Origin of the sequence: Mesorhizobium sp. M0019 (genome assembly GCF_040323975.1) — a bacterium.
Taxonomy (GTDB): domain Bacteria; phylum Pseudomonadota; class Alphaproteobacteria; order Rhizobiales; family Rhizobiaceae; genus Mesorhizobium.
The window spans coordinates 42,491-67,062 of sequence record NZ_JAMYVK010000036.1 but is presented as its reverse complement, the minus strand read 5'-3'; the positions used below and the strand labels follow the sequence as shown (position 1 = coordinate 67,062).

27 protein-coding genes are annotated in these 24,572 nt (G+C 62.3%); 19 read left to right on the top strand and 8 right to left on the bottom strand.

What is annotated here, in order from left to right; all coding sequences use genetic code 11:
* Positions 1 to 16 precede the first annotated feature (16 nt).
* A complete protein-coding gene (locus NKK47_RS23805; RefSeq protein ID WP_352578442.1) occupies positions 17 to 517 on the bottom strand; it encodes a MarR family winged helix-turn-helix transcriptional regulator in 501 nt (166 codons plus the stop codon).
* A 199-nt stretch (positions 518 to 716) separates the two neighbouring features.
* Between NKK47_RS23805 and NKK47_RS23800 the strand changes: the two genes are divergently transcribed.
* From NKK47_RS23800 to NKK47_RS23755, 10 genes are all read left to right on the top strand, one after another.
* Positions 717 to 995 carry an acylphosphatase gene (locus tag NKK47_RS23800; protein ID WP_352578441.1) on the top strand — a complete coding sequence of 93 codons (279 nt, stop codon included), beginning with the start codon at positions 717 to 719 and terminating at the stop codon, positions 993 to 995.
* A 150-nt stretch (positions 996 to 1,145) separates the two neighbouring features.
* Positions 1,146 to 1,808, top strand: a complete 663-nt coding sequence (locus NKK47_RS23795; RefSeq protein ID WP_352578440.1) for a TetR/AcrR family transcriptional regulator — start codon at positions 1,146 to 1,148, stop codon at positions 1,806 to 1,808.
* 48 nt (positions 1,809 to 1,856) lie between these two features.
* Positions 1,857 to 3,020 (top strand): isovaleryl-CoA dehydrogenase, encoded by a 1,164-nt coding sequence (locus tag NKK47_RS23790; protein WP_352578439.1) that lies wholly within the window; start codon positions 1,857 to 1,859, stop codon positions 3,018 to 3,020.
* Between the two features lie 82 nt (positions 3,021 to 3,102).
* Positions 3,103 to 3,495 (top strand): AbrB/MazE/SpoVT family DNA-binding domain-containing protein, encoded by a 393-nt coding sequence (locus NKK47_RS23785; protein WP_023677794.1) that lies wholly within the window; start codon positions 3,103 to 3,105, stop codon positions 3,493 to 3,495.
* Positions 3,492 to 3,875: a type II toxin-antitoxin system VapC family toxin gene (locus tag NKK47_RS23780; RefSeq protein WP_023677795.1), complete on the top strand. Its 384-nt coding sequence runs from the start codon at positions 3,492 to 3,494 to the stop codon at positions 3,873 to 3,875. The genes NKK47_RS23785 and NKK47_RS23780 overlap by 4 nt, the downstream gene beginning before the upstream one ends.
* 4 nt (positions 3,876 to 3,879) lie before the next feature.
* Entirely contained in the window at positions 3,880 to 5,487 is a 1,608-nt protein-coding gene (locus NKK47_RS23775) for a carboxyl transferase domain-containing protein (protein WP_352578438.1), read from the top strand.
* Between the two features lies 1 nt (position 5,488).
* A complete protein-coding gene (locus NKK47_RS23770; protein WP_023677796.1) occupies positions 5,489 to 6,019 on the top strand; it encodes an O-acetyl-ADP-ribose deacetylase in 531 nt (176 codons plus the stop codon).
* A gap of 115 nt (positions 6,020 to 6,134) precedes the next feature.
* Positions 6,135 to 6,509 (top strand): hypothetical protein, encoded by a 375-nt coding sequence (locus NKK47_RS23765; RefSeq protein ID WP_352578451.1) that lies wholly within the window; start codon positions 6,135 to 6,137, stop codon positions 6,507 to 6,509.
* Positions 6,510 to 6,538: 29 nt separating this feature from the next.
* Entirely contained in the window at positions 6,539 to 6,919 is a 381-nt protein-coding gene (locus NKK47_RS23760) for a hypothetical protein (protein ID WP_245274740.1), read from the top strand.
* Positions 6,920 to 7,449: 530 nt separating this feature from the next.
* Positions 7,450 to 9,438, top strand: a complete 1,989-nt coding sequence (locus NKK47_RS23755) for an acetyl/propionyl/methylcrotonyl-CoA carboxylase subunit alpha (protein ID WP_352578436.1) — start codon at positions 7,450 to 7,452, stop codon at positions 9,436 to 9,438.
* A 98-nt stretch (positions 9,439 to 9,536) separates the two neighbouring features.
* On the opposite strand, the gene NKK47_RS23750 is transcribed toward NKK47_RS23755, so the two are convergent.
* Both NKK47_RS23750 and NKK47_RS23745 read right to left on the bottom strand, forming a co-directional pair.
* A complete protein-coding gene (locus tag NKK47_RS23750) occupies positions 9,537 to 10,658 on the bottom strand; it encodes an ABC transporter substrate-binding protein (protein WP_352454350.1) in 1,122 nt (373 codons plus the stop codon).
* A 388-nt stretch (positions 10,659 to 11,046) separates the two neighbouring features.
* Positions 11,047 to 11,313 (bottom strand): SEL1-like repeat protein, encoded by a 267-nt coding sequence (locus NKK47_RS23745; RefSeq protein WP_010915070.1) that lies wholly within the window; start codon positions 11,311 to 11,313, stop codon positions 11,047 to 11,049.
* Between the two features lie 459 nt (positions 11,314 to 11,772).
* Here NKK47_RS23745 and NKK47_RS23740 point away from each other — a divergent pair, with 459 nt between their 5' ends.
* The 5 genes from NKK47_RS23740 to NKK47_RS23720 all read left to right on the top strand — a co-directional run bounded on the left by NKK47_RS23740 (position 11,773) and on the right by NKK47_RS23720 (position 15,418).
* Positions 11,773 to 12,117 carry a DUF2147 domain-containing protein gene (locus NKK47_RS23740; RefSeq protein WP_023677801.1) on the top strand — a complete coding sequence of 115 codons (345 nt, stop codon included), beginning with the start codon at positions 11,773 to 11,775 and terminating at the stop codon, positions 12,115 to 12,117.
* A 210-nt stretch (positions 12,118 to 12,327) separates the two neighbouring features.
* Positions 12,328 to 12,480 (top strand): hypothetical protein, encoded by a 153-nt coding sequence (locus NKK47_RS23735; RefSeq protein WP_023718367.1) that lies wholly within the window; start codon positions 12,328 to 12,330, stop codon positions 12,478 to 12,480.
* Between the two features lie 42 nt (positions 12,481 to 12,522).
* A complete protein-coding gene (locus tag NKK47_RS23730; RefSeq protein WP_352454349.1) occupies positions 12,523 to 12,717 on the top strand; it encodes a hypothetical protein in 195 nt (64 codons plus the stop codon).
* Between the two features lie 80 nt (positions 12,718 to 12,797).
* Complete coding sequence (locus tag NKK47_RS23725) at positions 12,798 to 14,300, top strand: AMP nucleosidase (RefSeq protein ID WP_352454348.1); 1,503 nt, start codon at positions 12,798 to 12,800, stop codon at positions 14,298 to 14,300.
* An 80-nt stretch (positions 14,301 to 14,380) separates the two neighbouring features.
* Positions 14,381 to 15,418: an endonuclease/exonuclease/phosphatase family protein gene (locus NKK47_RS23720; RefSeq protein ID WP_352578435.1), complete on the top strand. Its 1,038-nt coding sequence runs from the start codon at positions 14,381 to 14,383 to the stop codon at positions 15,416 to 15,418.
* Between the two features lie 30 nt (positions 15,419 to 15,448).
* Here the strand turns inward: NKK47_RS23720 and NKK47_RS23715 are convergent, their stop codons facing one another.
* From NKK47_RS23715 to NKK47_RS23705, 3 genes are all read right to left on the bottom strand, one after another.
* Positions 15,449 to 16,045: a DUF922 domain-containing protein gene (locus tag NKK47_RS23715; RefSeq protein ID WP_352454346.1), complete on the bottom strand. Its 597-nt coding sequence runs from the start codon at positions 16,043 to 16,045 to the stop codon at positions 15,449 to 15,451.
* A gap of 111 nt (positions 16,046 to 16,156) precedes the next feature.
* Positions 16,157 to 17,836 (bottom strand): electron transfer flavoprotein-ubiquinone oxidoreductase, encoded by a 1,680-nt coding sequence (locus NKK47_RS23710; RefSeq protein ID WP_023677807.1) that lies wholly within the window; start codon positions 17,834 to 17,836, stop codon positions 16,157 to 16,159.
* Between the two features lie 106 nt (positions 17,837 to 17,942).
* Positions 17,943 to 18,125, bottom strand: a complete 183-nt coding sequence (locus NKK47_RS23705; RefSeq protein ID WP_198023574.1) for a hypothetical protein — start codon at positions 18,123 to 18,125, stop codon at positions 17,943 to 17,945.
* Here NKK47_RS23705 and NKK47_RS23700 point away from each other — a divergent pair.
* The 3 genes from NKK47_RS23700 to NKK47_RS23690 all read left to right on the top strand — a co-directional run bounded on the left by NKK47_RS23700 (position 18,076) and on the right by NKK47_RS23690 (position 20,560).
* On the top strand, positions 18,076 to 18,720 hold the full coding sequence (locus NKK47_RS23700; RefSeq protein WP_352454345.1) for a hypothetical protein: 645 nt from the start codon (positions 18,076 to 18,078) through the stop codon (positions 18,718 to 18,720). The genes NKK47_RS23705 and NKK47_RS23700 overlap by 50 nt on opposite strands.
* A gap of 37 nt (positions 18,721 to 18,757) precedes the next feature.
* Positions 18,758 to 19,639, top strand: a complete 882-nt coding sequence (locus NKK47_RS23695) for a uracil-DNA glycosylase (protein ID WP_352578434.1) — start codon at positions 18,758 to 18,760, stop codon at positions 19,637 to 19,639.
* Positions 19,640 to 19,744: 105 nt separating this feature from the next.
* Positions 19,745 to 20,560 (top strand): helix-turn-helix domain-containing protein, encoded by an 816-nt coding sequence (locus NKK47_RS23690; protein ID WP_352578433.1) that lies wholly within the window; start codon positions 19,745 to 19,747, stop codon positions 20,558 to 20,560.
* On the opposite strand, the gene NKK47_RS23685 is transcribed toward NKK47_RS23690, so the two are convergent.
* The gene (locus NKK47_RS23685) at positions 20,561 to 21,538 is read right to left on the bottom strand and encodes a DMT family transporter (RefSeq protein ID WP_502905037.1); all 978 of its coding nucleotides are present in this window, start codon (positions 21,536 to 21,538) and stop codon (positions 20,561 to 20,563) included. It lies immediately after the preceding gene.
* Positions 21,535 to 21,759 carry a hypothetical protein gene (locus NKK47_RS23680; RefSeq protein WP_352578453.1) on the bottom strand — a complete coding sequence of 75 codons (225 nt, stop codon included), beginning with the start codon at positions 21,757 to 21,759 and terminating at the stop codon, positions 21,535 to 21,537. The genes NKK47_RS23685 and NKK47_RS23680 overlap by 4 nt, the downstream gene beginning before the upstream one ends.
* A 153-nt stretch (positions 21,760 to 21,912) precedes the next feature.
* On the opposite strand from NKK47_RS23680, the gene pepN reads away from it, so the two are divergent.
* The gene (pepN, locus tag NKK47_RS23675) at positions 21,913 to 24,558 is read left to right on the top strand and encodes an aminopeptidase N (RefSeq protein ID WP_352578432.1); all 2,646 of its coding nucleotides are present in this window, start codon (positions 21,913 to 21,915) and stop codon (positions 24,556 to 24,558) included.
* Positions 24,559 to 24,572: the final 14 nt, after the last annotated feature.

Here is a 24,572-nt window from a genome sequence, read left to right as displayed (position 1 = left end):
ATTCCAGTGCTGCCCGCTATTTCTCCCCGAGCAGGCGCATGACGCGCTTCAAGGCGGCCGATAATTCGGCAGCCGCGTCATCGGCGAGGCCGGCCGTCAGCCGGGCGAGGTCGCGATCCGCCGCAGCCTGAAGCCTGGCGAGCTCAGCACTTCCGCGAGCGGTCAGCGACAGGATACGTCTGCGCCGATCGGCTGGGTCAGAGCGTGTCTCGGTCAGGCCAGCGGCGGCGAACCTCCTCAGGACGCGTGAGACATAGGCCGGATCGAGCCGGAGTTCGGCAGCGATTTCGGAGGCCGCCGGCCGGAGATCGAGGTGGAACGCCCGTGCAAGAAACCCTGCCTCACCGCCGCTATTGGCGACAGCGCGGGATCGGCCGCCCAATTCGAACAGCAGCCGCGCCTCGCCCAGCGTATAGGCGCTGTGCGTCAAGGTCAGGTCGAGCAGCCCGATCAGGCGCGTGTAGAAGCGATTGAAGCCACGTATCTCCGCGACAAGGGCATTCCGATCGGCCGGCATGTCGACCTCCTTCGGACGGACCGCTCCGTCAGGGCCATGATCGCCTATTATTTGACTTAGTCAATCATTAATGGAGACGTCGCCTATCTCGCACGTGAAGCTGGCGGATAGCGACCGGAGAGAGAGACCTTCGATGCACGTTGCGCGGTTGAATTTGCACGGCGATGCGCCAGACTCGACTCAAAGGATGGAGAGCGCGATGACCGATCGTACGGTGCAGGTACGCATATACGGCAAGGTGCAAGGCGTCAGCTACCGGGTCTGGGCGCGGCGCGAGGCGTCGGCGCTTGGCCTTGCCGGGTGGGTGCGCAACGAAGTTGACGGCTCGGTGACAGCCTTGATCGCAGGTACCGGTGCGGCGGTCTCGACAATGATCGAACGGTTTTGGCAAGGGCCGCCGGGGGCAGCGGTTTCGAAAGTCGACGTCGAGGAGATCGAGGTTCGCGATATGTCCGCGGGTTTCAGGATTGTTGCCTAGCAAGGCATGGTCCTGCTCATTCGCTTCCATCGCACAAAATTCTCGAGGGTGCAGATAGAGCAAATCTGAAGCCATTGCCCTGCCCGGACATGCCTCGGTCCTTGAATTAATTGAACGTTTGTTTTATTGTCCGCGAAAAGGCGGCTTGTCATGGCGCGTACGACCGGTTCCGACGGAGAGAAGACCGAAGCTGCGGTCCGCGAGGCGGCGGTCAGCCTGATTGCGCGTCTCGGCTACGAGGCGATGTCGATGCGCCAGCTGGCGGCCGAGGTCGGCGTCCAGGCAGCGGCGCTGTACCGCTACTTCCCGACCAAGCAGGACCTTCTGTTCACGCTGATGCGTGAGCATATGGAAGGCTTGATCGAGGCGTGGCGCGCAACACGCCCTGTCGGCGCCGATCCGGCAGCGCGGCTTGCCGCTTATGTCGAAAACCACATCGCTTTCCATATCGAACGCCGCCACTCCACCCATGTCTCGAACATGGAGCTGCGCAGCCTGTCGCATGAAAAACTCACGCAGATCCTGCGCATGCGCACGGCCTACGAGAAGGAGCTGCGCGCCATCCTGCGCGACGGCGTCGAAGCGGGGTTATTCAGCATCGAAGACACCGGGCTCACCGCCATGGCGCTGATCCAGATGATGACCGGCGTCATCGTCTGGTTCCGGCCGGGCGAACGGCTGTCGATCGCCGAAGTCACCGCTACATATCTAGCAATGACAATGCGCCTTGTTGGAGCAAAGAGCGATGGCGCGTCAACGAGCTACGACGCCGCGCCTCTATTCGGGCGCGCAAAGGACGCTCTAGCAACTTGATTTCGCGCATGATCCCGATTTTCGGGATCGTGCGCCGGGAGGAACGGCATGTACACGCATACGCTCAACTTCGGGCTTGACGAAGACATCGAGGCGCTGCGCGACCTGGTGCGGCGCTTCGCCCAGGAAAAGATCGCACCGATCGCCGCCGAGATCGACCGCTCGAACGAATTCCCGGCACATCTGTGGGCGGAGCTCGGCGGGCTCGGCCTGCTCGGCATCACCGCCGATCCCGATTTCGGCGGCAGCGGCATGGGCTACCTCGCCCATGTCGTGGCGATGGAGGAGATTTCGCGCGCCTCGGCCTCGGTCGGCCTCTCCTACGGCGCCCATTCCAACCTCTGCGTCAACCAGATCAACCGCTGGGCAACGCAGGCGCAGAAGGAAAAATATCTGCCTTCGCTCTGCAGCGGCGAAAAGGTCGGCGCACTGGCGATGTCGGAATCGGGTGCCGGCTCTGATGTGGTGTCGCTCCGCCTGCGCGCCGAAAAGCGCAACGACCGCTATGTGCTCAACGGCACCAAAATGTGGATCACCAACGGGCCGGACGCCGAGACGCTGGTCGTCTACGCCAAGACCGATCCGGAACTCAATTCGCGCGGCATCACCGCTTTCATCGTCGAAAAGGCTTTTGCCGGTTTTTCCGTGGCGCAAAAGCTCGACAAGCTTGGCATGCGCGGCTCGAACACCGGCGAGCTGGTGTTCGAGGATGTCGAAGTGCCGTTCGACAATGTGCTGCACGAGGAAGGGCGCGGCGTCGAGGTGCTGATGTCGGGCCTCGACTACGAACGCGCCGTGCTGGCCGGCGGCCCGATCGGGCTGATGGCTGCGTGCCTCGACGTGGCGATCCCTTACGTGCACGAACGCAGGCAGTTCGGCCAGCCGATCGGCGAGTTCCAGCTGGTGCAAGGCAAGCTAGCCGACATGTATGCGACGATGAACGCGGCGCGCGCCTACGTCTATGCCGTGGCCGCCGCTTGCGATCGCGGTGAGACGGCCCGCAAGGACGCCGCCGGCTGTATCCTCTTCGCCGCCGAAAAGGCGACGCTGATGGCGCTCGACGCCATCCAGCTTTTGGGCGGCAACGGCTACATCAACGATTACCCGACCGGGCGGCTTTTGCGCGACGCCAAGCTTTATGAGATCGGCGCCGGCACCAGCGAAATCCGTCGCTGGCTGATCGGGCGGGAAATCATGGCGGAGGGCGCCTGATGGCGTCTTTTTGAGATTTTGCCAGAAGCCGCACGATGTGGCACACTTCGGAATATGTGCCACAACACAGGCGAGACGGACCATGGCTGGCAAAACGGGAAAGTCCGGATTTGACGAAGATCCGCAAGCACGGTTCGACGCCGGCGCTCGCCAACCACAGCTTCGTGCTCCGGCGAAACGCGAGCGTGTCAAGCTTGGCGAGGGCGGGCGCTTCGTCATTCCTGCCGCGATGCGCGAGGAGATGGGCGTGAAGCCTGGCGAGGACATGATCCTTCATGTCGAAAACGGCGAGCTGCGGGTAAGATCGTGGCTGCAGAATCTGCGACGCGTCCAGGCCGAATTGTCAGCGTTGAAACAGCCCGGTGAAAGCGTCGTCGACGAATTTCTGAAAGAGCGACGGGAAGAGCAGCGTCGAAGCGACAAGCGTCTCGACCGGCTTCACGCCGAAGGGACAACGGGAAAGCGGGCGAAATGAAGCCCTACGTCATGGACAGTTCGGCGGCGCTCGCAATCCTGCTCAACGAGCAAGGTACCGATAATGCTTTGGGGTTCGCGCCGGACGCACAATGCAGTTCAGTCAATGCGGCCGAAATCATCGCCAAGCTGATCGACAAGGGACGCAGCATGGAACAGGCCGCGGACGACCTCGCCAGTCTCGGCATGCCGATCGCCGTTTTCGACGACGCGATGGGCATCGCCGCCGGGCAGCTTCGCCAATTGACGCGGCATCGCGGCTTGTCGCTGGGCGATCGGGCTTGCCTGGCGCTGGCAATTCGCGAGAATGCCATTGCCGTCACCGCTGATCGCGATTGGGGCGACCTCGATGTCGGCTGCAAGATCGAGCTGATCCGGTAGCGCCATGGCCCCCCTCACCTCTCAGATGTCGTCCGCCTCCGATGCCTTCCGCACCAATGCCGAGCGCATGCGGGCGCTGGTCGCCGATATTGCTGAAAAAGCCGCCGCCATCGAGCGCGGTGGCTCGGAAGAGGCGCGTGAGCGGCACGTCTCCCGCGGCAAGCTCCTGCCGCGGCAACGCCTAGCCCAATTGCTCGATACAGGCTCGCCCTTCCTCGAAATCGGCCAGTTCGCGGCATGGTCGATGTATGGCGAGGACATCCCTTCGGCCGGCCTCATCGCCGGCATCGGCCGCGTCGAAGGCACCGAAGTGATGGTCGTCGTCAATGACGCCACGGTGAAGGGCGGCACCTATTATCCACTGACGGTGAAGAAGCATCTGCGTGCACAGGAGATCGCATTGCAGAACAATCTGCCTTGCGTCTATCTGGTCGACAGCGGCGGCGCCAATCTGCCCAACCAGGACGAGGTGTTTCCCGACCGCGATCATTTCGGCCGCATCTTCTACAACCAGGCCAACATGTCGGCCGCCGGCATTCCGCAGATCGCCTGCGTCATGGGTTCGTGCACGGCCGGCGGCGCCTATGTGCCTGCGATGTCGGACGAGACAATCATGGTGCGCAACCAGGCGACCATCTTTCTCGGCGGGCCGCCGCTGGTGAAGGCGGCCACCGGCGAGGACGTCACCGCCGAGGACCTCGGTGGCGCCGACGTGCACACAAGGCTTTCCGGCGTTGCCGACCACTATGCGCTCGACGACGAGCATGCGCTGGCCATATGCCGGCGTATCGTCAAAAACCTGAATCGGAACAAGACTGTAAGCCTTGCCTTACAGAAATCGATTCCGCCGCTTCACGATCCACATGAACTCTACGGCATCGTGCCGACGGATCTGCGCCAGCCCTACGACGTGCGCGAGGTAATCGCCCGCACCGTCGACGGCTCCGAGTTCGATGAGTTCAAGCAGAATTATGGCACCACGCTGGTCACCGGTTTTGCCCATCTCAGCGGCATGCCGGTCGGCATCATCGCCAACAATGGCGTGCTGTTTTCGGAAAGCGCGCTAAAGGGTGCGCATTTCGTCGAGATGTGCTGCCAGCGCAAGATCCCGCTGATTTTCCTGCAGAACATCACCGGCTTCATGGTCGGGCGAAAATACGAGGCCGGCGGCATCGCCAAGGACGGCGCCAAGCTGGTGATGGCGGTCGCCACCGCCAAGGTGCCGAAAGTAACGATGATCATCGGCGGCTCGTTCGGCGCCGGCAATTACGGCATGTGCGGACGCGCCTATTCGCCACGCTTCCTGTGGATGTGGCCGAATGCCCGCATTTCGGTGATGGGCGGCGAGCAGGCGGCAACGGTGCTGGCCGTGGTCAAGCGCGAAGGCATCGAGCGCAAGGGCGGGGAATGGAGCGCCGAGGAGGAAGCGAAATTCAAGAAGCCAATCCTGATGAAGTACGAGCATGAAGGGCACCCGCTCTATTCGTCGGCAAGGCTCTGGGACGACGGCATCATCGATCCGGCCAAGACCCGCGAGGTTCTGGCGCTCAGCCTTTCGGCCGCGCTCAACGCCGAGATCGAGGAGACAAAATTCGGCGTGTTCAGGATGTGAGATGAGCGAAATCGGCCAGAGGATTCGCATTCAAACCGGCGACATCACGAAGCTGGCGGTCGATGCCATCGTCAACGCCGCCAATACCTCTCTTCTCGGAGGCGGCGGCGTCGACGGCGCTATCCACCGCGCGGCCGGCCCCGAGCTTGTGGCAGAATGCCGGACCTTGCATGGCTGCAAGGTCGGCGACGCAAAAATCACCAATGGCTACAGGCTGCCCGCGCGCTACATCATCCATACGGTCGGGCCGGTCTGGCAAGGCGGCAGCAAAGGAGAAGCCGAACTGCTCGCCTCCTGCTATCGCCGGTCGCTCGAAATCGCCGCCGCAAAGGACTGCCGGACGGTGGCGTTTCCTGCGATCTCGACCGGGGCCTACCGCTATCCGAAGGATCAGGCGACGCAAATTGCTGTCGGGACCGTGAGCGCCTTCATCGGCCAGAACATCGTTCCGGAAACCGTCATTTTCTGCTGCTTCGACGAGCCGACGGCCGAATTGTATCAGCGGGTCGTCGCTGCACTCGGCAGGGTGTGACCCTGCGCGGGAGACAACCCACCACATCTCCAGACTATTTTTTGCTTCTCGATCTGGCCAGACGAAAGAATCACGGCTATTGATCATCGCAAATACCAATGGGGATTGGGCGAAGATGAGGCGGCGGGTTTTTCAGAGAACAACTGTGCATTTACTTGCAGGGTTGCTTATATTAGTGACCCCTGGCATCGGCGCAGCGGAGTCGCTGGCGGGAAGCAAGGGCGAGACCCGTTTCTATCCCTATTTGCCGCAGAGCCCGAAGGATCCGTGTACCAGGGCCTACAAGGCCTATGTAGCGGCCGGCGGCCATTCAGCCTATGCAACCACTCCGTATTCCCGGGTGCGTTTTCTGTACATCATCTGCGGCTCGCGCTTGAATGCACCGTCACAGCAAGCTGCCGAAGAATTGGCGTTGAAATCCTGTCAGGCCGCCCGCAACAGTTACAGAGTTACAACAGGCGGCGGCTGCGAAATCGCTGCCTCCAAGTAGGCGAATATATTTCAGTGGTTGGGGTTCAAATGGGTTTGGCAATGAAATCTTTATCAATCAAGCGAGCAACCATGTCGGTACTTGCACTGCTTGTGGCCTCTGCACCGAATGTCGGCGCCGCCGAATCGCTGGCGGGAAGCAAGGGCGACAGCCGCTTTCCGGTCTATTTTGCACCGGGTACAATCGGAGGCTGCGGCAAGAATTACAAGGACTATGTGGCGGCTGGCGGTCACTCGGCCTATGCGATGACGCCATTCAACTGGGCAACCGAATTCACTATTTGCGGTGCTTATCTGAATGCAACATCCCAGAAGGCTGCGGAGGCGCTGGCGTTGAAATCCTGCCAGTCCGCGCGCAGCAAGTACAAGGTCACGACTGCAGGGGCCTGCGCCATAGCTGCCTCCAAATAGACCGACACTCGTCGGCCTTCGACGTATTCAATGGGTGGGAAAAATGAAATCTATAAGCGTCAAACAAGCAGTCTTCTCGCTAATAACCGGGTTGCTTCTAATCTCGAGCCCCAATGTCGGCGCGGCGGAATCGCTGGCTGGAAGCAAGGGCGACGTCCGCTTCTACCCGTATTTTCCGGCGACCGCGGATCGGCCATGCACCAAGGCATATAAGGCCTATGTGGCGGCCAGCGGCCATTCAGCTTATGCGACCCACTCCGTATTCCCGGGTGCGTTCGTTGTACATCCTGTGCGGCTCGCGCTTGAATGCGCCCTCGCAAAAGGCTGCCGAGGATATGGCGATGAAATCCTGCCAGGCCACCCGCGACCGTTACAGGGTCACGACCGGGGGAGCTTGCGAAATCGCGGCCTCAAAGTAGGCAGGCCTCGCTTGCCTACCCTTTGACCGCCAGACTACAAAGCAGGGCATTGCCGCAGCTCGCGTGACGAGAATTCGCGCCGTTGGCGGCAGCTCTGCCTGTGGAGGCCCGATGTTCGCCAAGATCCTGATCGCCAACCGTGGCGAGATCGCCTGCCGGGTGATCCGCACGGCACGCAGGATGGGTGTGCGCAGCGTCGCCGTCTATTCCGACGCCGACGATCGCGCCTTGCATGTCGAAATGACCGACGAAGCGGTGCATATCGGCGCCTCTCCCGCCAACGAAAGCTATCTGCGCGGCGACAAGATCATCGCGGCGGCCTTGGCCACAGGTGCCGAGGCCATCCATCCGGGCTACGGCTTTCTTTCGGAAAACCCTGATTTCGTCGACCAGGTGGTCGCGGCGGGGCTGATCTTCATTGGCCCGTCGGCGGCCTCGATCCGCGCCATGGGACTGAAGGACGCGGCCAAGCGGCTGATGGAAAAGGCCGGCGTGCCTGTCGTTCCGGGCTACCATGGCGAAGCGCAGGAGATCGTGTTGCTCGCCTCCAAGGCGCGCGAGATAGGCTACCCCGTACTGATCAAGGCGCGCGCCGGCGGCGGCGGCAAAGGCATGCGGCGCGTCGAGCATCCCGATGATTTTTCGGAAGCACTGTCGGGCGCGCGGCGCGAGGCGAAAGCCGCGTTCGGTGACGACCGCGTCTTGGTGGAAAAATATGTCGACAAGCCTCGCCACATCGAAGTGCAGGTGTTTGGTGACAATTTCGGCAACGCCGTGCATCTTCACGAACGCGACTGCTCGGCACAGCGCCGCCACCAGAAGGTGATCGAGGAGGCGCCTGCCCCGGGCATGACGCCGGCACTGCGCAAGGCGATGACCGAGGCGGCGGTGAAAGCCGCCAAGGCAATCCACTATTCCGGCGCCGGCACGATCGAGTTCATCGTCGATGCCTCGCAAGGGCTGAAGGCCGACCGTTTCTGGTTCATGGAAATGAACACCCGCCTGCAGGTCGAGCACCCCGTCACCGAAATGGTCACCGGCATCGACCTGGTCGAGTGGCAGTTGCGGGTAGCCTCCGGCGAAAAACTGCCGAAGACGCAGAGCGAGATCGCGCTCTCCGGCCACGCCTTCGAGGCGCGCATCTATGCCGAGGACGCGGCAAGAGGGTTTTTGCCGGCGACCGGCACCTTGCACCATTTGAAATTTCCGCAGCCGGCACCGGAGGGTGCGACCATGCGCATCGAAACCGGTGTGCGCGCCGGCGATGCGATTTCGCCGTTTTACGACCCGATGATCGCCAAGCTGATCATCCACGGCAAGGACAGACGGGCAGCGCTCACAGCGCTTGGCGCGGCGCTGTCGCAGACAGAAATCGCCGGCTCAACGGTCAACACTGGCTTTCTTGCCGCGCTGGCCGCTGATGCGGATTTTGCGGCGGGCGATGTCGATACCGGCTTGATCGCCAGGCATCAGCAGGCATTGACGGCGGTTCCGCCGCCGGGCGGTGAGACGATTGCCGCCGCGGCACTTGCCGCGTCCGGTGCGCGCGACTTGCCGTCCTCGGACGATCCCTGGTTGTCGCTGGCCGGCTATGCGCATTTCCACGCTGTAGTGCGGCGCATGCTGCTGAAGTTTGGCGAGCAGGAGATCGTCACGCGCGTGTCGGTGCGGCCGGACGGGCGGTTCGAGGTGGCGCTGGATGCGCCCTATGACAGCGTCAATTCGTATGATCTTCGCGCCGCGCCTCGCCTCGCCCGCTGGCCGGGCCACGTCACGGTCTTCGATGGTGCAACCGGCTACGGTTTTGCCGTGCCGGATCCGCTGGCGCGAACCGACGAAGCCGCCGCCGCTTCCGGCAGCCTGCGCGCGCCAATGCCCGGCCTGGTCAAATTGGTGCGTGCTGCCAGAGGTGAGTCCGTGATCAAGGGCCAGCCGCTGCTGATCCTGGAGGCGATGAAGATGGAGCACACCATTGCCGCGCCCCATGACGGGGTTATCGCCGAGATTGCTGCCGAAGGCGCGCAGGTAACCGACGGCACCGTGCTGGTTCGCTTTGCCGAGGAACCTCAGTTGACTGCTGTTTCCCTATCCACGAAGTGATCTCGAACGCGTGACAAAGGCGTCGCCAAAAACAACATGGCCGGGTTTGACCCCGGCCATGTTCAATTACAGCAGCGCGTCTTGCCGCGCCGCGGCCATCACGGCTGGATCGGCGCGTATTTGCCGTCGTGCCACTGGTTGATGTCGTAGCTGGCGTTCTTGAGGTCGCCCTTCTCGTCGAAGGTGACTGACCCGACAACCGTGCTGATCGGCTGGCCGTTCTTCAACGCTTCGGCGACTTTTGCCGGATCGTCGCTGCCGGCGCGTTTGATGCCTTCGGCGAAGGCCTGGATCACCGCATAGGAAAACAGCGTGAAGCCCTCCGGCACGAAGCCGCCGGCCTTGATCTTGGCGATGGCTTCCTTGGCTTCGGGCTTCGCCTGCGGATCCGACGGGAAGACGAACATGGTGCCTTCGCCGGCCGGACCGGCAACCTGCCAGAATTCCGGCGAAGCGATCGAGTCCGGCATGATCAACTGGAACTTGAGGTTCTGCTCCGCCGACTGACGCAGGATCAGGCCGGCTTCGGGGTGATAGCCGCCGAAATAGACGACGTCGGCTTTCAGCTCCTTGAGCTTGGTAACAAGAGCGGAATAGTCCTTCTCGCCAGCGTTGATGCCCTCGTAGAGGATTTCATTGAGACCGTTCTGGTTCATCGTTGCCTTGACGGCATCGGCCACGCCCTGCCCATAGGCGCTCTTGTCGTGCAGGATGACGACGTTCTTGCCGGCATATTTCTTGGCGATCCAGGGACCGATGAAAGCGCCCTGCGCATCGTCGCGCGTATAGAGGCGCATGATCGTCGCCCAGCCGGCCTTGGCCGCTGCGTCGGTCAACACCGGGTTCGAGGAAGCCGGACTCATCATCAGCGCACCGGCTTCGGCGTAGACAGCGGAGGCCGGGATGCTGGAGCCTGAGCAGGCGTGGCCATCGATGAACTTGACACCATTGGCGATGATGCGGTTGGCGACCGAAACCGCCTGCTTCGGATCGCACTGGTCATCCTCGATGTCGAGCTTGACCTGGCGGCCGTCGACGCCGCCCGCCGCGTTGATCGCGTCGGCGGCGGCTTGCGCGCCCTGCTTGAACTGATCGCCGATGGTGGCAAGCTGACCGGTCATCGGTCCGACCACCGAAAAGGTGATTTCGTCGGCGAAGGCGACCGGCGCGGTCATCATCAGGCCAAATATGGCGGCGCTCAAAATACTGAATTTCTTCATGGTGACACAACTCCTCCATTCTCGCGCGACCGTCCCGGCCGCGCCTCTTCCAGAGTGGCGGGAGAATTTCATCCTTCACCGGGGCTGTCTAGACGCATCGTCGGCACTCGATTGGGCCTGCAACACGCAGTCCCAAAGACAAAGCCGCGCCAGCCTTGTTCCGGCCGGTCGCAGCTTTTCTCATCGAGCTTCCGAGGTATCACCACCGAGACCCGCTCGCCTTCCCTGTTTGTACGGTTTATTGCACAGCTTGCCGCCGTGTTCTTGATCTTGTTGGCTCAGCCGTCTTGCGCGGCCTTGATTGTTCGGGCCCGGCCCTCTGCGCGGCCTTGACCCGAAGCATCCCTGTTGTGAGGTCAGTACCCTTGTGAAGTCGATGCCGGCGAATTCAGTGCATCGTCATCCATTCGCGAGCTTCGCGCAGCGCCTTGGCGATCTCGACCTTCGACATGGCGGCAGACAATTCGGAGCGCAGTTCCGCGGCGCGGGCCGAACCCTTGATCGCGGCGATGTTGAACCATTTGTGGGCGGCGACGACATCGGTCTCGCAATCGCGGCCAGTCGCATACATCATGCCCAACTCGAAAAGAATATCGGCCTGGGCAGTTGCCCCCATGGCGCCGAAGCCGGCTTCAAGCATTTCAAAACGTGCCATTTCAAATCCCCTGTTCTGGCTCCCGAGAGCTGTCTTCGTCTGTCCCTCGGTGTCCTTGATTACCGTCGGGGGCGGCCGCTCTTTCGATGCTTTCGAGAATGCCCCGGAGGCTTGAATCCGTCGTTAAATGGCGTGCTTAATTTGAGGAAAACAAAGCTAAAACAAGAGGTAAACGCGAAAATTCGTTAAGGATACAAAGCCAGCAATCGCGCCGGTTTGCACAAGATTTGAAGAAAACTTGCGAGGCGCGGATCAAGACTCCGCTAACCACAGAAGACAAAGACGTGTGCGGCCCGTTTCATTTTTCGCCGGCGCGGCCGATCGGGAGCGGGCAAAAACCCGCAACCCTTCCGTCGCGGCACCGCTTTTGTTTTTCCGGGAGCTGGACTAGCTTACGTTTGCGTAAGGGGCAGACACCCGGGACGGAGCCCGATTGGACTTACCTGAGGGAGGAAAGACATGTTTCGACAAGTGAGCCTGGCCCTCGCGGCCGCAATAATGATGACCGGCGCGGCATGGGCCGATCCGATCGAAGGCAATTGGAAAACGCAAGCCGGATCGACTGCCGCCATTTCGGGTGGCGGCGGGGCATTTTCGATTACGCTCAAATCCGGCAAATTTGCCGGCAAGAACATCGGTTCACTGAAGGTTGCCGGCGACAACAAATATGCCGGCACCATAACCGACCCGGAAACCGACAAGACTTATTCGGGCAAGGCTTCGCTTTCCGGCAGTTCGCTCAAGATGAGCGGCTGCGTGCTCGGCGGGCTGATCTGCAAGAGCCAGACCTGGCACAAGCTCTGATCGTGCCCTTCCTGCCGGGGTGAGCGGGGCCAGTCGGCCCCGTTTTCATGTTATCGGTCTCGCAGCCATGGCGTCGCCATGGGTCGCTGCACTCAAAGCGGACCCTCTCAGAGATCATCAACCATTTTTGAACCCCAGATGAACGCCGGGATCAGAGCCGGTTCACCCTGGGCAAGGCATTGTCATGCGTGTTGAAGGAGACACCGCGCAATGCTTGCCCGCCGCTTCACCATCGTCTGCCTGCTGATGAGCCTGTTCGGCATGTTGTTCGCCGTCCTTGTCGCCGAAGCCGGCCGCCCGGCCCGCGCCTGGGACGTCGCCATTTCCTGCCGGCTCGGTTGCCCGAACCAGCTTCGCCACTGAACCCGACAAAGAGCTGAACCTTTAGAGAAAAGCAAAACGCCAATGAACCGCCTCGCCGCCAACACCCTCAAGACGCTTCGGCTGCTGCCGCGCGCGGCGCTCATCCTGACTGTTCTTTCGGTACCGGTACTGGCGGTGCCGACGATGCGCACCAATGCCGGCTCGACGATCGAGGCGCCTGCGTTGAGGAAGTCAGGCCTCGGCTTTGTGCTGCTGGTTAGCCTGCAGCGCGGTTAGCAGACCGAAAAACGCCGACAGCGCGTATTGAGGCCGCCTTACCCCCTCCCAACCGCGCGTCCAACTCTCTATATTGGGTCATGGAAAAGCGAATCTATCCCCAAGCCATTGAATCGGTGGTCACGCCGGAGCCGTTTGGCCGGCAGAGCTTCAACGACGCCAAGAAGGCCGTCGCGGCCCTACAGGTGCTTTACGACCGCAACACCAAGTTCCTGCGCGATTCATTTGCCGCGCTCGCCGCGGGCGGCGACAACAACAAACGCTACCGGGCTTTCTATCCGGAGATCGGCGTCACCACGAGTTCCTTCACGCAAATCGACTCGCGGCAGGCCTATGGCCACATGCCGACGCCGGGGCATTTCTCAACCACCATCACCCAGCCTGCTCTTTTCGAAAGCTACCTCACCGAACAGCTTCGGCTGATCATGCGCAACCACGGCGTTCCGGTCACGGTTTCGGAATCGACCACTCCCATCCCGCTGCATTTCGCCTTCCTCGAAGGCACCCATGTCGACGGCGCTGCTGCCGAACGCATCAAACGGCCGATCCGTGACCTGTTCGACGTGCCAGATCTCGACGGCACCGACGACCAGATCGCCAACGGCACGTTCGAAGTGGCATTGGGCGAGGCACGGCCGCTGGCGCCGTTCACCGCGCAACGGATCGACTATTCGCTGCACCGGATGTCGCATTATACGGCGACCAGCCCCCAGCATTTCCAGAACTTCGTGCTGTTCACCAACTACCAATTCTATATCGACGAATTCGTCGCCCGTGCACGCGAATTGATGGCCAATGGCGGTGACGGATATGTCGAGTTCGTCGAGCCGGGCAACATCGTGACCAAAGCAGGGGACGGCGCGCCCGGTGAGGGTGCTGCGCCCCCTCGCCTGCCGCAGATGCCGGCCTATCATCTGAAGAAGCCGAATCATGGCGGCATCACCATGGTCAATATCGGCGTTGGGCCTTCCAACGCCAAGACGATCACCGACCATATTGCGGTGCTCCGGCCGCATGCCTGGGTGATGCTCGGCCATTGCGCCGGCCTGCGCAACACGCAGGCGCTCGGGGATTATGTGCTGGCCCATGCCTATGTACGAGAAGACCATGTCCTCGACGACGATCTTCCGGTCTGGGTGCCGATCCCGCCGCTAGCCGAAATCCAGGTGGCGCTGCAGGAAGCGGTCGCCGAGGTCACCGGGCTTTCCGGATACGATCTCAAGCGCATCATGCGCACTGGCACCGTCGCCACTATCGACAACCGCAATTGGGAGCTGCGCGACCAGCGCGGGCCGGTGCAGCGGCTGTCGCAGTCGCGGGCGATCGCGCTCGATATGGAATCGGCGACGATCGCTGCCAACGGCTTCCGCTTCCGGGTTCCCTATGGCACGCTGCTTTGCGTATCCGACAAGCCGCTGCATGGCGAATTGAAGCTGCCCGGCATGGCGACCGAGTTCTACAAGCGGCAAGTGGCGCAGCACCTGACCATCGGCATCAGGGCGATGGAGAAGCTGGCTGAAATGCCGATGGAGCGACTGCATTCGCGCAAGCTCAGGAGCTTTTCGGAAACGGCCTTCCAGTAAATGCCGAATCGCATGTGTCGGTCCGGGTCAGGACATTTCGTCATCTTGATTGAGCCGCATTTCTGCCGATAGACAAAGCGATGGCACGTGTTCGGGACATGACGGTTGCGCTGGCATTCGTCGCAATGCTTGCACTCTCGGCCGCGCTGGTGGCCGGGTTCTTCGGCTCGCTGCATCCGGCCCTCGATTCCTTTGCTCATTTCCGCGTCCATTTTTCGGTGCTGATGGCGCTTTGCGCGCTGCCGCTGCTCGCCACCTCGTTTCGCCTGCAGGCCGCGGCCGCATTGCTGTTTGCGATAGCCTCCTTTGCCACTACGTCGAATGCCTTGCCGCTTTCGCGGCTATGGCAGGTGCAGGCCGGCTACGAAGCCAAACCCGGTGACGAGCCAGTCTACCGCCTGCTGCAGATGAACCTCAGGTTCAACAATCCAACGCCTGAGCAGGTGCTGTCGCTGATCGGCCGGACCCAGCCTGATGTGATCACCCTCGACGAGGTGTCCGAGATGTGGAAGGCAAAGCTTGGGCTGCTATCCGGCGCCTATCCCCACCGGATCCTCTGCCCATATCCCAATGGCGTGTTCGGCGTTGCGCTGCTGTCCAGACGACCGTTTGCCATAGGCACGGAGCCGCACTGCGACAGCCGCGGCGCGATGGCGATCGCCACGGTCGATTTCGGCGGAACCGACGTCGATGTCGCCGCCATCCACCTCACCTGGCCATGGCCGCACAACCAATCACGGCAGATTGGAGGGTTGTCTGACGAAATCGCCTCGCTTGGCGAGACGTCGATCCTGGCAGGCGACTGCAACGCAGCGCCATGGAGCGCCGCCGTCCGGCGCGTCGCATCGCTTGGCAAGCTGACTGTAATGCCGTCGGTCGGGCCGACCTGGCTCTACAGAAGGCTGCCGGATTTCCTGCGCTTCGCCGGACTGCCGATCGACCAGGTTTTCAGCAAGGGCGCCATCGTTATCCGTTCGGCGTCGACCCTTGAGGACACCGGCTCAGACCATCTGCCGGTGCTGGTGGAGTTTTCGCTACGGTCGGATGAACAAAAGCCGCTCGACGAGCACCAGACGGCGACCGCGCTTGCGGCGCTGCCTGGCGGGACGCGAAGCTGAAAATCCGCAGTCCAATCTCGACCTGGCTTATTACTGGCCTACAAAAGCGCGGATGAGGTGCTCGACAGGGCCGCCGTCGCGATGCTCGTGCGCATCGAAGGCGATCTGCTTTGCCTCGTATTCGGCATAGATGGCATTGATCCGGCGCTTTGCCTCGCGACGTGCCTCGAAACAGTGCGGGTCATCACCGACTGTCAGCCCTCGAACCGACTTTTCGGTGGCCCGCATCATCTGTCTGGCGATGCGGCCATGGGTCTCTTCATGGGCGCGGACGCCAGCGAAGAACCGCTTCCAGCGCTTCTGCAGCGCAGGCGACGTGGCTGAGACTAGTTTGGGATAGGTATAGAAGAGATTGAGCGTCCCGTTGGCCTGGCGCAGGCGGCAGACGCCGTTTTCCCGATGGGCGTCGAAGGTCCAATCATCGACGCTGTAGCCGGTCTGCGCGATGGCGTGGGTCATGAAGCCGTGCTTCGGCCCACTGCGATCCATGGCCTCGATCAGGGCCGCGCCGGTGGTTCCGGCAATGCTGTAAGTTCGTGTCTTGACCAGCACCTTAGTGCCGGCCAAGGCTGCAGGGGCGCACAATGCCCCGATCGCCACAACGCTCGTCAGAACTGCCAGGCGCATTTTTCCTTCCTCCCTGTCGCCGCAGAAAGGAAACACAGGCAGGCGGTTTATTCAACAATCCTACGGTTGCGCTGCTCCTCATCTTGTTTAGTCCGGAGCAAACCTTGTGACTTACATGTTCTGGTAGACCGGGCCCTCGCCGCCCTGTGGCGGCACCCAATTTATGTTCTGGTTCGGGTCCTTGATGTCGCAAGTCTTGCAGTGCACGCAGTTCTGCGCGTTGATGACGAAGCGCACATCCTTGGCCGCAGGATCGGCGGCGGCATTGCCATCCTTGTCGACCCATTCGTAGACGCTGGCCGGGCAGTAACGCGTCGAGGGCCCCGCATAGACGTCATGCTCGGAGCGCTTCTGCAGGTCCATGTCGGCGACGAGCAGATGCACCGGCTCGTTCTCCTCGTGGTTGGTGTTGGACAGGAACACCGACGACAGCCGGTCGAAGGTCAGCACCCCGTCCGGCTTCGGGTAGGCGATCTTCTGGTGCGCGGCGGCCGGTTCCAGCGTCGCGTAGTCGGCCCTGCCGTGCTTCATCGTGCCGAAGGGCGAGAAGCCGAACAGCGTGTTCAGCCACATGTCGAGGCCGCCAAGGCCGACGCCGACAATGGTGCCGAAGCGCGACCATAGCGGCTTGACGTTGCGCACTTTCTTCAGGTCCTTGCCGATATCGGTGGCGCGCCAGGTGGCCTCGTAGGAGGCCAGCTCGTCATTGGTGCGGCCGGCGGCTATCGCATCACAGACATGCTCGGCCGCCAGCATTCCGGAGAGCACGGCATTGTGCGAGCCCTTGATGCGCGGCACGTTGACGAAGCCGGCCGCGCAGCCGATCAGCGCACCGCCGGGAAAGGACAGTTTCGGCACCGACTGCCAGCCGCCTTCGGTGATGGCGCGGGCACCGTAGCCCAGCCGCTTGGCACCCTCGAAGGTGCCGCGGATCGCCGGATGGGTCTTGAAGCGCTGGAACTCGTCAAAGGGCGACAGATAGGGGTTCTTGTAGTTCAGGTGAACGACGAAGCCGACTGCCACCTGGTTGTCCTCGAGATGGTAGAGGAAGGAGCCGCCGCCGGTCTTCATATCGAGCGGCCAGCCGAAGGAATGCTGGACAAGGCCGGGCCGGTGGTTTTCCGGTTTGATCTGCCAGAGTTCCTTGAGGCCGATGCCGTATTTTCCGGGCTCACGACCGTCGGAAAGGTGGTGTTTGGCGATCAGTTGCTTGGCCAGCGAGCCGCGCGCGCCCTCGCCGATCAAGACATATTTGCCCATCAGCGCCATGCCCGGCGCAAAGCCCGGACCATGCGTGCCGTCCTTCTCGACGCCCATGTCGCCGGTGACGACGCCGGTGACCGCACCGGCCTCGTTGTAGAGCAGGCCGACCGCGGCAAAGCCCGGATAGATCTCGACGCCCAGCGCCTCGGCCTTGGTCGCCAGCCAGCGGCAGACATTGCCGAGCGAGACGATATAGTTGCCGTGATTGTTCATCAGCGGCGGCATGAGGATATTGGGCAGACGGAACGAACCGGCGGGGCCGAGAACCAGGAAATGGTCGTCGGTGACCGGTGTCCTGAAGGGATGACCCTCCTCTTCGCGCCAGCCGGGCAGCAGCCGGTCGATGCCGATCGGATCGACGACGGCGCCGGACAGGATGTGCGCGCCGACTTCGCCGCCCTTTTCCAGCACGACGACGGAAAGCTCGGGATTGACCTGCTTGAGACGGATCGCGGCGGCGAGGCCGGCCGGGCCGGCGCCGACGATGACCACGTCGAATTCCATGCTTTCGCGTTCGATATCGCTCATCGATCCCTCACTGGCTCGCTATTCCCGGCATCTTGCTGGCTCACGCGCTGCATAGCGCATCAAATAGCGACGGGAAACCGGCGCGGACGTGACAATACCGATTTCGTCAAAAAGTCGCGTCCTGCCGCACAGATTCGCGGTGACGAGCATCAATCTTCAATCCTATTCCGTTTGCACAGATATGTCGCACTGATGTTTTTAATTGTTCGACGGCTTGCTTATCGGCCATACTTCCCGCCATGCGCATATTCGGGCCGGCTGGCTTTTCATCGACGCGCTTTTTTTTCACGCCCGGCCGGTTTTGCCGTGCGGCGCTCTTGGCGCTTCTGCCACTGACGGCCCTCGATGCCCATGCCGAGCAGCAACTGGTCTGGGCGACCGGCGCCTATTCCTTTTCCGACGAGCGCGGCGGTTTCCGCATCACCGGGGCTTCCGGCATCGGCACGAAGGAGGATCCGCTGGTCATCACCGAAGAGCTGAATTCAGCGACGCCGGTAACGCTGGCCATTCGCACGACAAGGCCGATCCAGCCGTTCGGCAAGGCGGGAGACTTCGCCAATGGTCTGATGTATATGCGCATCGACGTGCTCAACAATAGCGGCCAAGCCTGGGTCGAGTTCCAGTTCGAACTCCAAGAGATCCTCGACCAGCCGAGCGTGTTCGGCGACGGCCTGTCGTTCGACCAGCGCAACAAAACGCCCGAAAATATCTGGTCGAGCAGCTACGCCGATTTCGACCGCAATTTCGAACCGTATGACCGCCTGCTGTTCAAGAACGGCAAGATCGACCCGCTGAAGACCGCCAGCTTCTATTTCCTGATCACCGACTACACGCCGCGCTGGACGTTCTATCTGGTGCAGGATCCGCGCATACCGTCGAGCTGAACTTGCAAATTCAAGCTCCGCGGCCGAATGTGAAACCATGACTGCCGCCCCCCACACTAGCCGAGCCGATCTCGCCGAGCTGCTGGCCTTCTACGCCAGCGCCGGCGTCGACGAGGCACTTGAAGAACAGCCGGTAAACAGGTTTGCAGAAGCCAGGCCGCCGGAGCGGGTGCCTGTGGCTGCCGCTCTGCCGGCCGGTGAAGATGCAGCGCAGCAACGCTCGACGAGCGTGTCGCGTGCCGAAATGGGCGAGAGACCGAATACGGCACCGGCAGTGCGAACGCCCCCGGCCACCGCAACGGTGCCCGACGAGGCGCAGGCGGCGTTGGCGCGGCAACTGGCGAGATCGGCGGCAAGCCTCGACGAGCTTCGCCAGAACATGGCGGCATTCGACGGCTGCAATCTTAAATTCACCGCCAAGAACCTGGTGTTCGCCGACGGCAATCCGACTGCCGCGGTGATGCTGGTCGGCGAAGCACCGGGCCGCGACGAGGACATAGAGGGCTTGCCGTTCGTCGGCCGCTCGGGCCGGCTGCTCGACCGCATGCTGGCCGCGATCGGTCTTGACCGGACATCTGCCTACATCGCCAACGTGATTCCCTGGCGGCCGCCGGGCAACCGCACGCCGACGCCGCACGAGACCGAGATCTGCCGGCCGTTCATCGAGCGGCAGATCGAACTGGTCAATCCGAAGGTGCTGGTCAATCTCGGCGGCCCGTCGGCAAAGACCCTGCTCAACACCTCCGAAGGCATATTGCGGCTGCGCGGCAACTGGCGCGTCCACACGACCCCGTCTGGCGTCGCCATTCCCGCCATGCCGACCCTGCATCCGGCCTATTTGTTGAGAACGCCGGCGCACAAGAAGCTGGCGTGGCGGGATTTCCTCGAAGTGAAGGCGAAGTTGCGGGCACTTGGGTAACGGTGCAGAACGCGTCTTCCGTCCTCCCCTTGCGAGGAAGGAAGGGCGGCATCATGACCTAGCAGGTAATTGAAATGCGCCCACTTCCGGCCTAGTCATCTCGTCATGACAGCAGCCCAGATTTCCGCCGGCAGTCTCATTCGCGAATGGCGTACACGCCGGCGCATGAGCCAGCTCGACCTTGCTATGGAGGCCGAGATCTCGCAGCGGCATCTGAGTTTCGTGGAAAGCGGCCGCGCCGCACCCTCGCGTGATATGGTGTTGCATCTGGCAGAGCAGCTCTCGATCCCGCTCAGGCAGCGCAACCAGCTGCTGCTGGCCGCCGGCTTTGCCCCGAGCTTCAGCGAACGACCACTTGACGATGCCTCGATGGCACCGGCGATGGCGGCGGTCGAGACCGTGCTCAAGGCGCACGAGCCGTTCCCGGCGCTTGCCGTGGACCGGCATTGGAACCTGGTGTCGGCGAACGCCGCCATCGGCCCGTTCCTCGCCAATGTCGCCGACGCCTCCCTGCTGAAGCCGCCGGTCAACGTGTTGCGCCTCAGCCTGCATCCCGGCGGCATCGCGCCGCGCATCGTCAACCCTGCGGAATGGCGGACGCATCTTCTGGAGCGGCTGAAGCGGCAGAACGACGCTGCCGCCGATCCGGTTCTGGTCGAGCTCGAGCGCGAGCTTCGGGCCTATCCGTCCGGCCTTAAAAGCAGCCGGCCGGCGCCGGTCGAACCGAACGCGATTGTCCATCCGCTCAAGCTTGCCCATGGCGACGCGGTGCTGTCGTTCATCAGCACCATCACCGTGTTCGGCACGCCGCTCGACGTGACGCTGTCGGAGCTGGCGATCGAATCTTTTTTCCCCGCCGACGAGCAGACGCGGGCGGTGCTGATGCGGCTGGCGAAAGAGCGGACCGACGCAGCGGGCTGATCACCCTTCCGGCGCGACGGCCTTGCGGGTGCGGGTGCGTTCGAGACCCAGCTGGCGCTCGCGCCAGATGATGAAAATCCCCGCCGCAACCACGATCATGCCGCCGACCAGCATGTTGATCGTGGCGACGTCGCCAAAGACCAGATAGCCGACGACGACGCCGAGGATCATCGAAGTGTATTCGAAAGGTGCTACGACGGAAGCCTCGGCATGGCGATAGGCCGAGGTCATCAGGATCTGGCCAAGCCCGCCGCAAAAACCCGCGGCAATCAGAAGCCCCGCCTGTGCTGGCGTCAGCGCCTGCCAGCCGAATGGCAGCGAAAGCAGCGCCATGACGCTCGCGGTTACCGAAAACCACAGCACGATGGTCGCCGTCCGCTCGCTCTGGACGAGGTTGCGAACCAGGAGCATGGCGATGGCCGAGATCGCCGCGGCGATGAGGGCGCCGATGACGCCAAGCACCTCCTGATCGCCAAGGGCAGCGCCCGAACTGAGCAGCGTCAGTTCCGGCCACGAGATGATCAGCACCCCGACCAGGCCGACGGCAACCGCACTCCAGCGATAGATGCGGATGGCTTCGCCGAGGAAGATCGAACTGAACACCACGACCAGCAGCGGCTGCGCGTAGTTCAGTGTGATCGCCTCCGGCAGCGGCAGCCGCGTCAGCGCGAAGAAGCCGAGCCCCATGGCACAGACACCGACGACGCCGCGCGCAATGTGGTTGAGCGGGCGCTTTGTCGAAAAGGCGGTTCCGAGTTTTCCCTGGAAGGCGAGGAAGGCGATGATCGGAAAAATGGCAAAGAAGGAGCGGAAGAAGACGATCTGGCCCGCCGGCACGGTGCCTGCCGCCTTGATGCAGGACGACATGCCGACGAAGACCGCCACCGATACGATCTTGAGCAAGATCCCGGTCAGCGTGCTGTGCTCGCCGGCAAGATCGCCAGCTGCAAGCACTGGCAAATCCGGTCTGGCTGTCACGCCCCTTTTGCTTCCTCGATCGCCGCCCAGATGCACGCCGGCGTTGCCGGCATGTCGATATGCCTGATACCGTAGGTGCGGTAGAGCGCGTCGGTCACCGCATTGAGCGCGGCAGGCGTCGACCCGATCGTACTCGCCTCCCGCGCGCCCTTGATGAAGGCCATATCCTCGCGAGGCAACACAGAGGCGCTCGTTCCGAATTTCGGCGTGACGACGGTCATGGAAGCCTCGCGATGATGCTTGGGAAATGATCGCCTGAAATGACGTCGCTGCAGTTTTGTCGAGGGAACGTTTCGTGTAAAGAGCGCAGACTTCAAATTATTTGGACCAGCGGACCCGCCCGCCGCTCCCGGATCGACAGGAAAAATCAAGGAATGCGCACAGATACCGGCCAGGTCTTCAAGCTCGAAGACTATCGCCCCAGTGATTATCTCATTCCGGAAACCAGCCTGACTTTCCGCCTTTCGCCTGAAGCAACGCATGTGACCGCCGTGCTGACGGTCGAACGCCGCGACGGGATTGCGGCGTCGGTGCCACTGGTGCTGGATGGCGACGGGCTGACGCTCCGCAGCATCGCCATCGACGGCCAGGAACCGAGCCCTGCGGATTTTCTCGCCACGCCCGATCAACTGACAATCATCAGCCCCCCTGCGACAAGGTGCTTCCAGCTGAGAATTGAAACCGTGTTGGCGCCGGCGCAGAACGAGGCGCTAATGGGCCTCTATCGCTCGAGCGACGTCTATTGCACACAATGCGAGGCCGAAGGCTTTCGCCGCATCACTTATTTCCTCGACCGTCCCGACATCCTGTCGGTCTATACGGTCCGCATCGAAGCTCAGCGCCGTGAGGCGCCGCTGCTTTTGTCCAACGGCAACCCGGCCGGTGGCGGCGAGCTTGCCGGCGGCTGGCACTATGCGGTCTGGCACGACCCCTTCCCCAAGCCGTCCTATTTGTTTGCGCTGGTGGCGGGCGACCTCGGCAAGATCTCGGACAGTTTTGTCACCCTGTCTGGCCGCAAGGTCGAGCTCGGAATCTATGTCGAACCGGGCAAGGAGAGGCTCCCCGGCTACGCCATGGACGCTTTGAAACGGTCAATGAAATGGGACGAGGAGGCATTCGGCCGCGAATACGACCTCGATGTCTTCAACATCGTCGCCGTGTCCGACTTCAATATGGGCGCAATGGAGAACAAGGGCCTCAACATCTTCAACGACAAGTACGTTCTTGCCGACCAGGAAACTGCGACCGACGCCGATTTCGCCAATATCGAAGCCATCATCGCGCATGAGTATTTCCACAATTGGACAGGTAACAGAATCACTTGCCGCGACTGGTTCCAGCTTTGCCTGAAGGAAGGGCTGACGGTTTTCCGCGACCACGAATTCTCGGCCGATCAGCGCTCGCGCGCCGTCAAGCGCATCGCCGAGGTGCGTACGCTGCGCGCCCATCAGTTTCCCGAGGACCAAGGGCCGCTGGCGCATCCGGTCCGGCCTCGCCGCTACCGCGAGATCAACAATTTCTACACGGCGACGGTCTACGAAAAAGGCTCGGAAGTCGTGCGCATGATCCATACCATCCTCGGCGCCGAGACGTTCCGCGCCGGCATGGACCTCTATTTCGAACGTCACGACGGCCAGGCGGCGACGATCGAAGACTTCATCAAAGTGTTCGAAGACGTCTCAGGTCGCGACCTGTCGCAGTTTTCGCTGTGGTATCATCAGGCCGGTACCCCGAACCTGACCGTCAGTTCGGCGTATAATCCGGCGGCGCGGGAATTCACGCTCGAAATCGAGCAGTCGGTGCCGCCAACACCGGCGGAAAGCCGCAAGCGGCTGATGCACATTCCGCTTGCCTTCGGCCTGGTTGGCGCCGATGGCGAGGCGATAGCCCATAGCGGCGTCGAAGGGGCGAATGTCGAGGACGGTGTCATCCATATCCGCAAACGCCGCCATGTCGTCAGGTTTTCCGGGATTGTCGAGCGTCCGGCCATGTCGCTCAACCGCGGCTTTTCGGCGCCGGTGACGCTTTCGGTCGAGCAGCGGCCCGACGACCAGTTTTTTCTGGCTGGCCACGACAGCGACGCCTTCTCGCGCTGGCAGTCGTTCAACACGCTTTTGACTGATGCGCTGATTGCCGGTTTCCGCCAGATCCTGGACCACAGGCCAACCGAGATCAGCGCCCGGCTGACCGAGCTTGCCGGCAAGACAGCCGGCGACGAAGCACTCGAACCCGCCTATCGGGCACTGGCCCTGGCGCTGCCCGGCGAGGCCGATATCGCCCGCGACATCGGCAAGAACATCGACCCCGACGCCATTTTCGCGGCGCGCGAGGCGCTGGCAGTTGCGATCGCCGAGGCCAACCGCGAGATATTCTCCAAACTTTACGATCGGCTCGCCGACAATGGCCCGTTCAGCCCGGACGCGGCCAGTGCCGGGGGGCGGGCGCTGCGCAATGTCCTGCTGGACTATCTCTCCTTGCTGCCGGGAGGTGCGGGACTCGCTGCCGGGCACTTCCAATCGGCGACCAACATGACGGATCGTGCCGCGGCGTTGACCGTTCTTGCGCACCGTCACCATGGCTCACCTGAGGCGACCAAGGCACTGGCCGATTTCGAGGCGAAATATGCAACCGATCCGCTGGTCATGGACAAATGGTTCCAGACCCAGGCCAGCGTGCCCGGCCCGCAAACCGTGGACGCGGTGCGCGCCTTGACCAGCCACCCGGCGTTCTCGATGGCCAACCCGAACCGGGTACGGGCACTCATCGGTACGTTTTCCAGCGCCAACCAGACCGGCTTCCATCGCGCCGACGGCCAAGGCTACCGGCTTTTCGTCGAAACGGTGCTGCAGGTCGAAAAACGCAACCCGCAGGTGGCCGCCAGGCTGGCGACGGCGCTCAGGTCGTGGCGCTCGCTCGAACCGGTGCGGCAGGCCAAGGCAAGGGAGGCGTTGCTTTCGATCGCCAATACCGAGAAGCTGTCGGCCGATTTGCGAGACATCGTCGAGCGCACCCTGGCGTAAGCGACCTCCCGTTC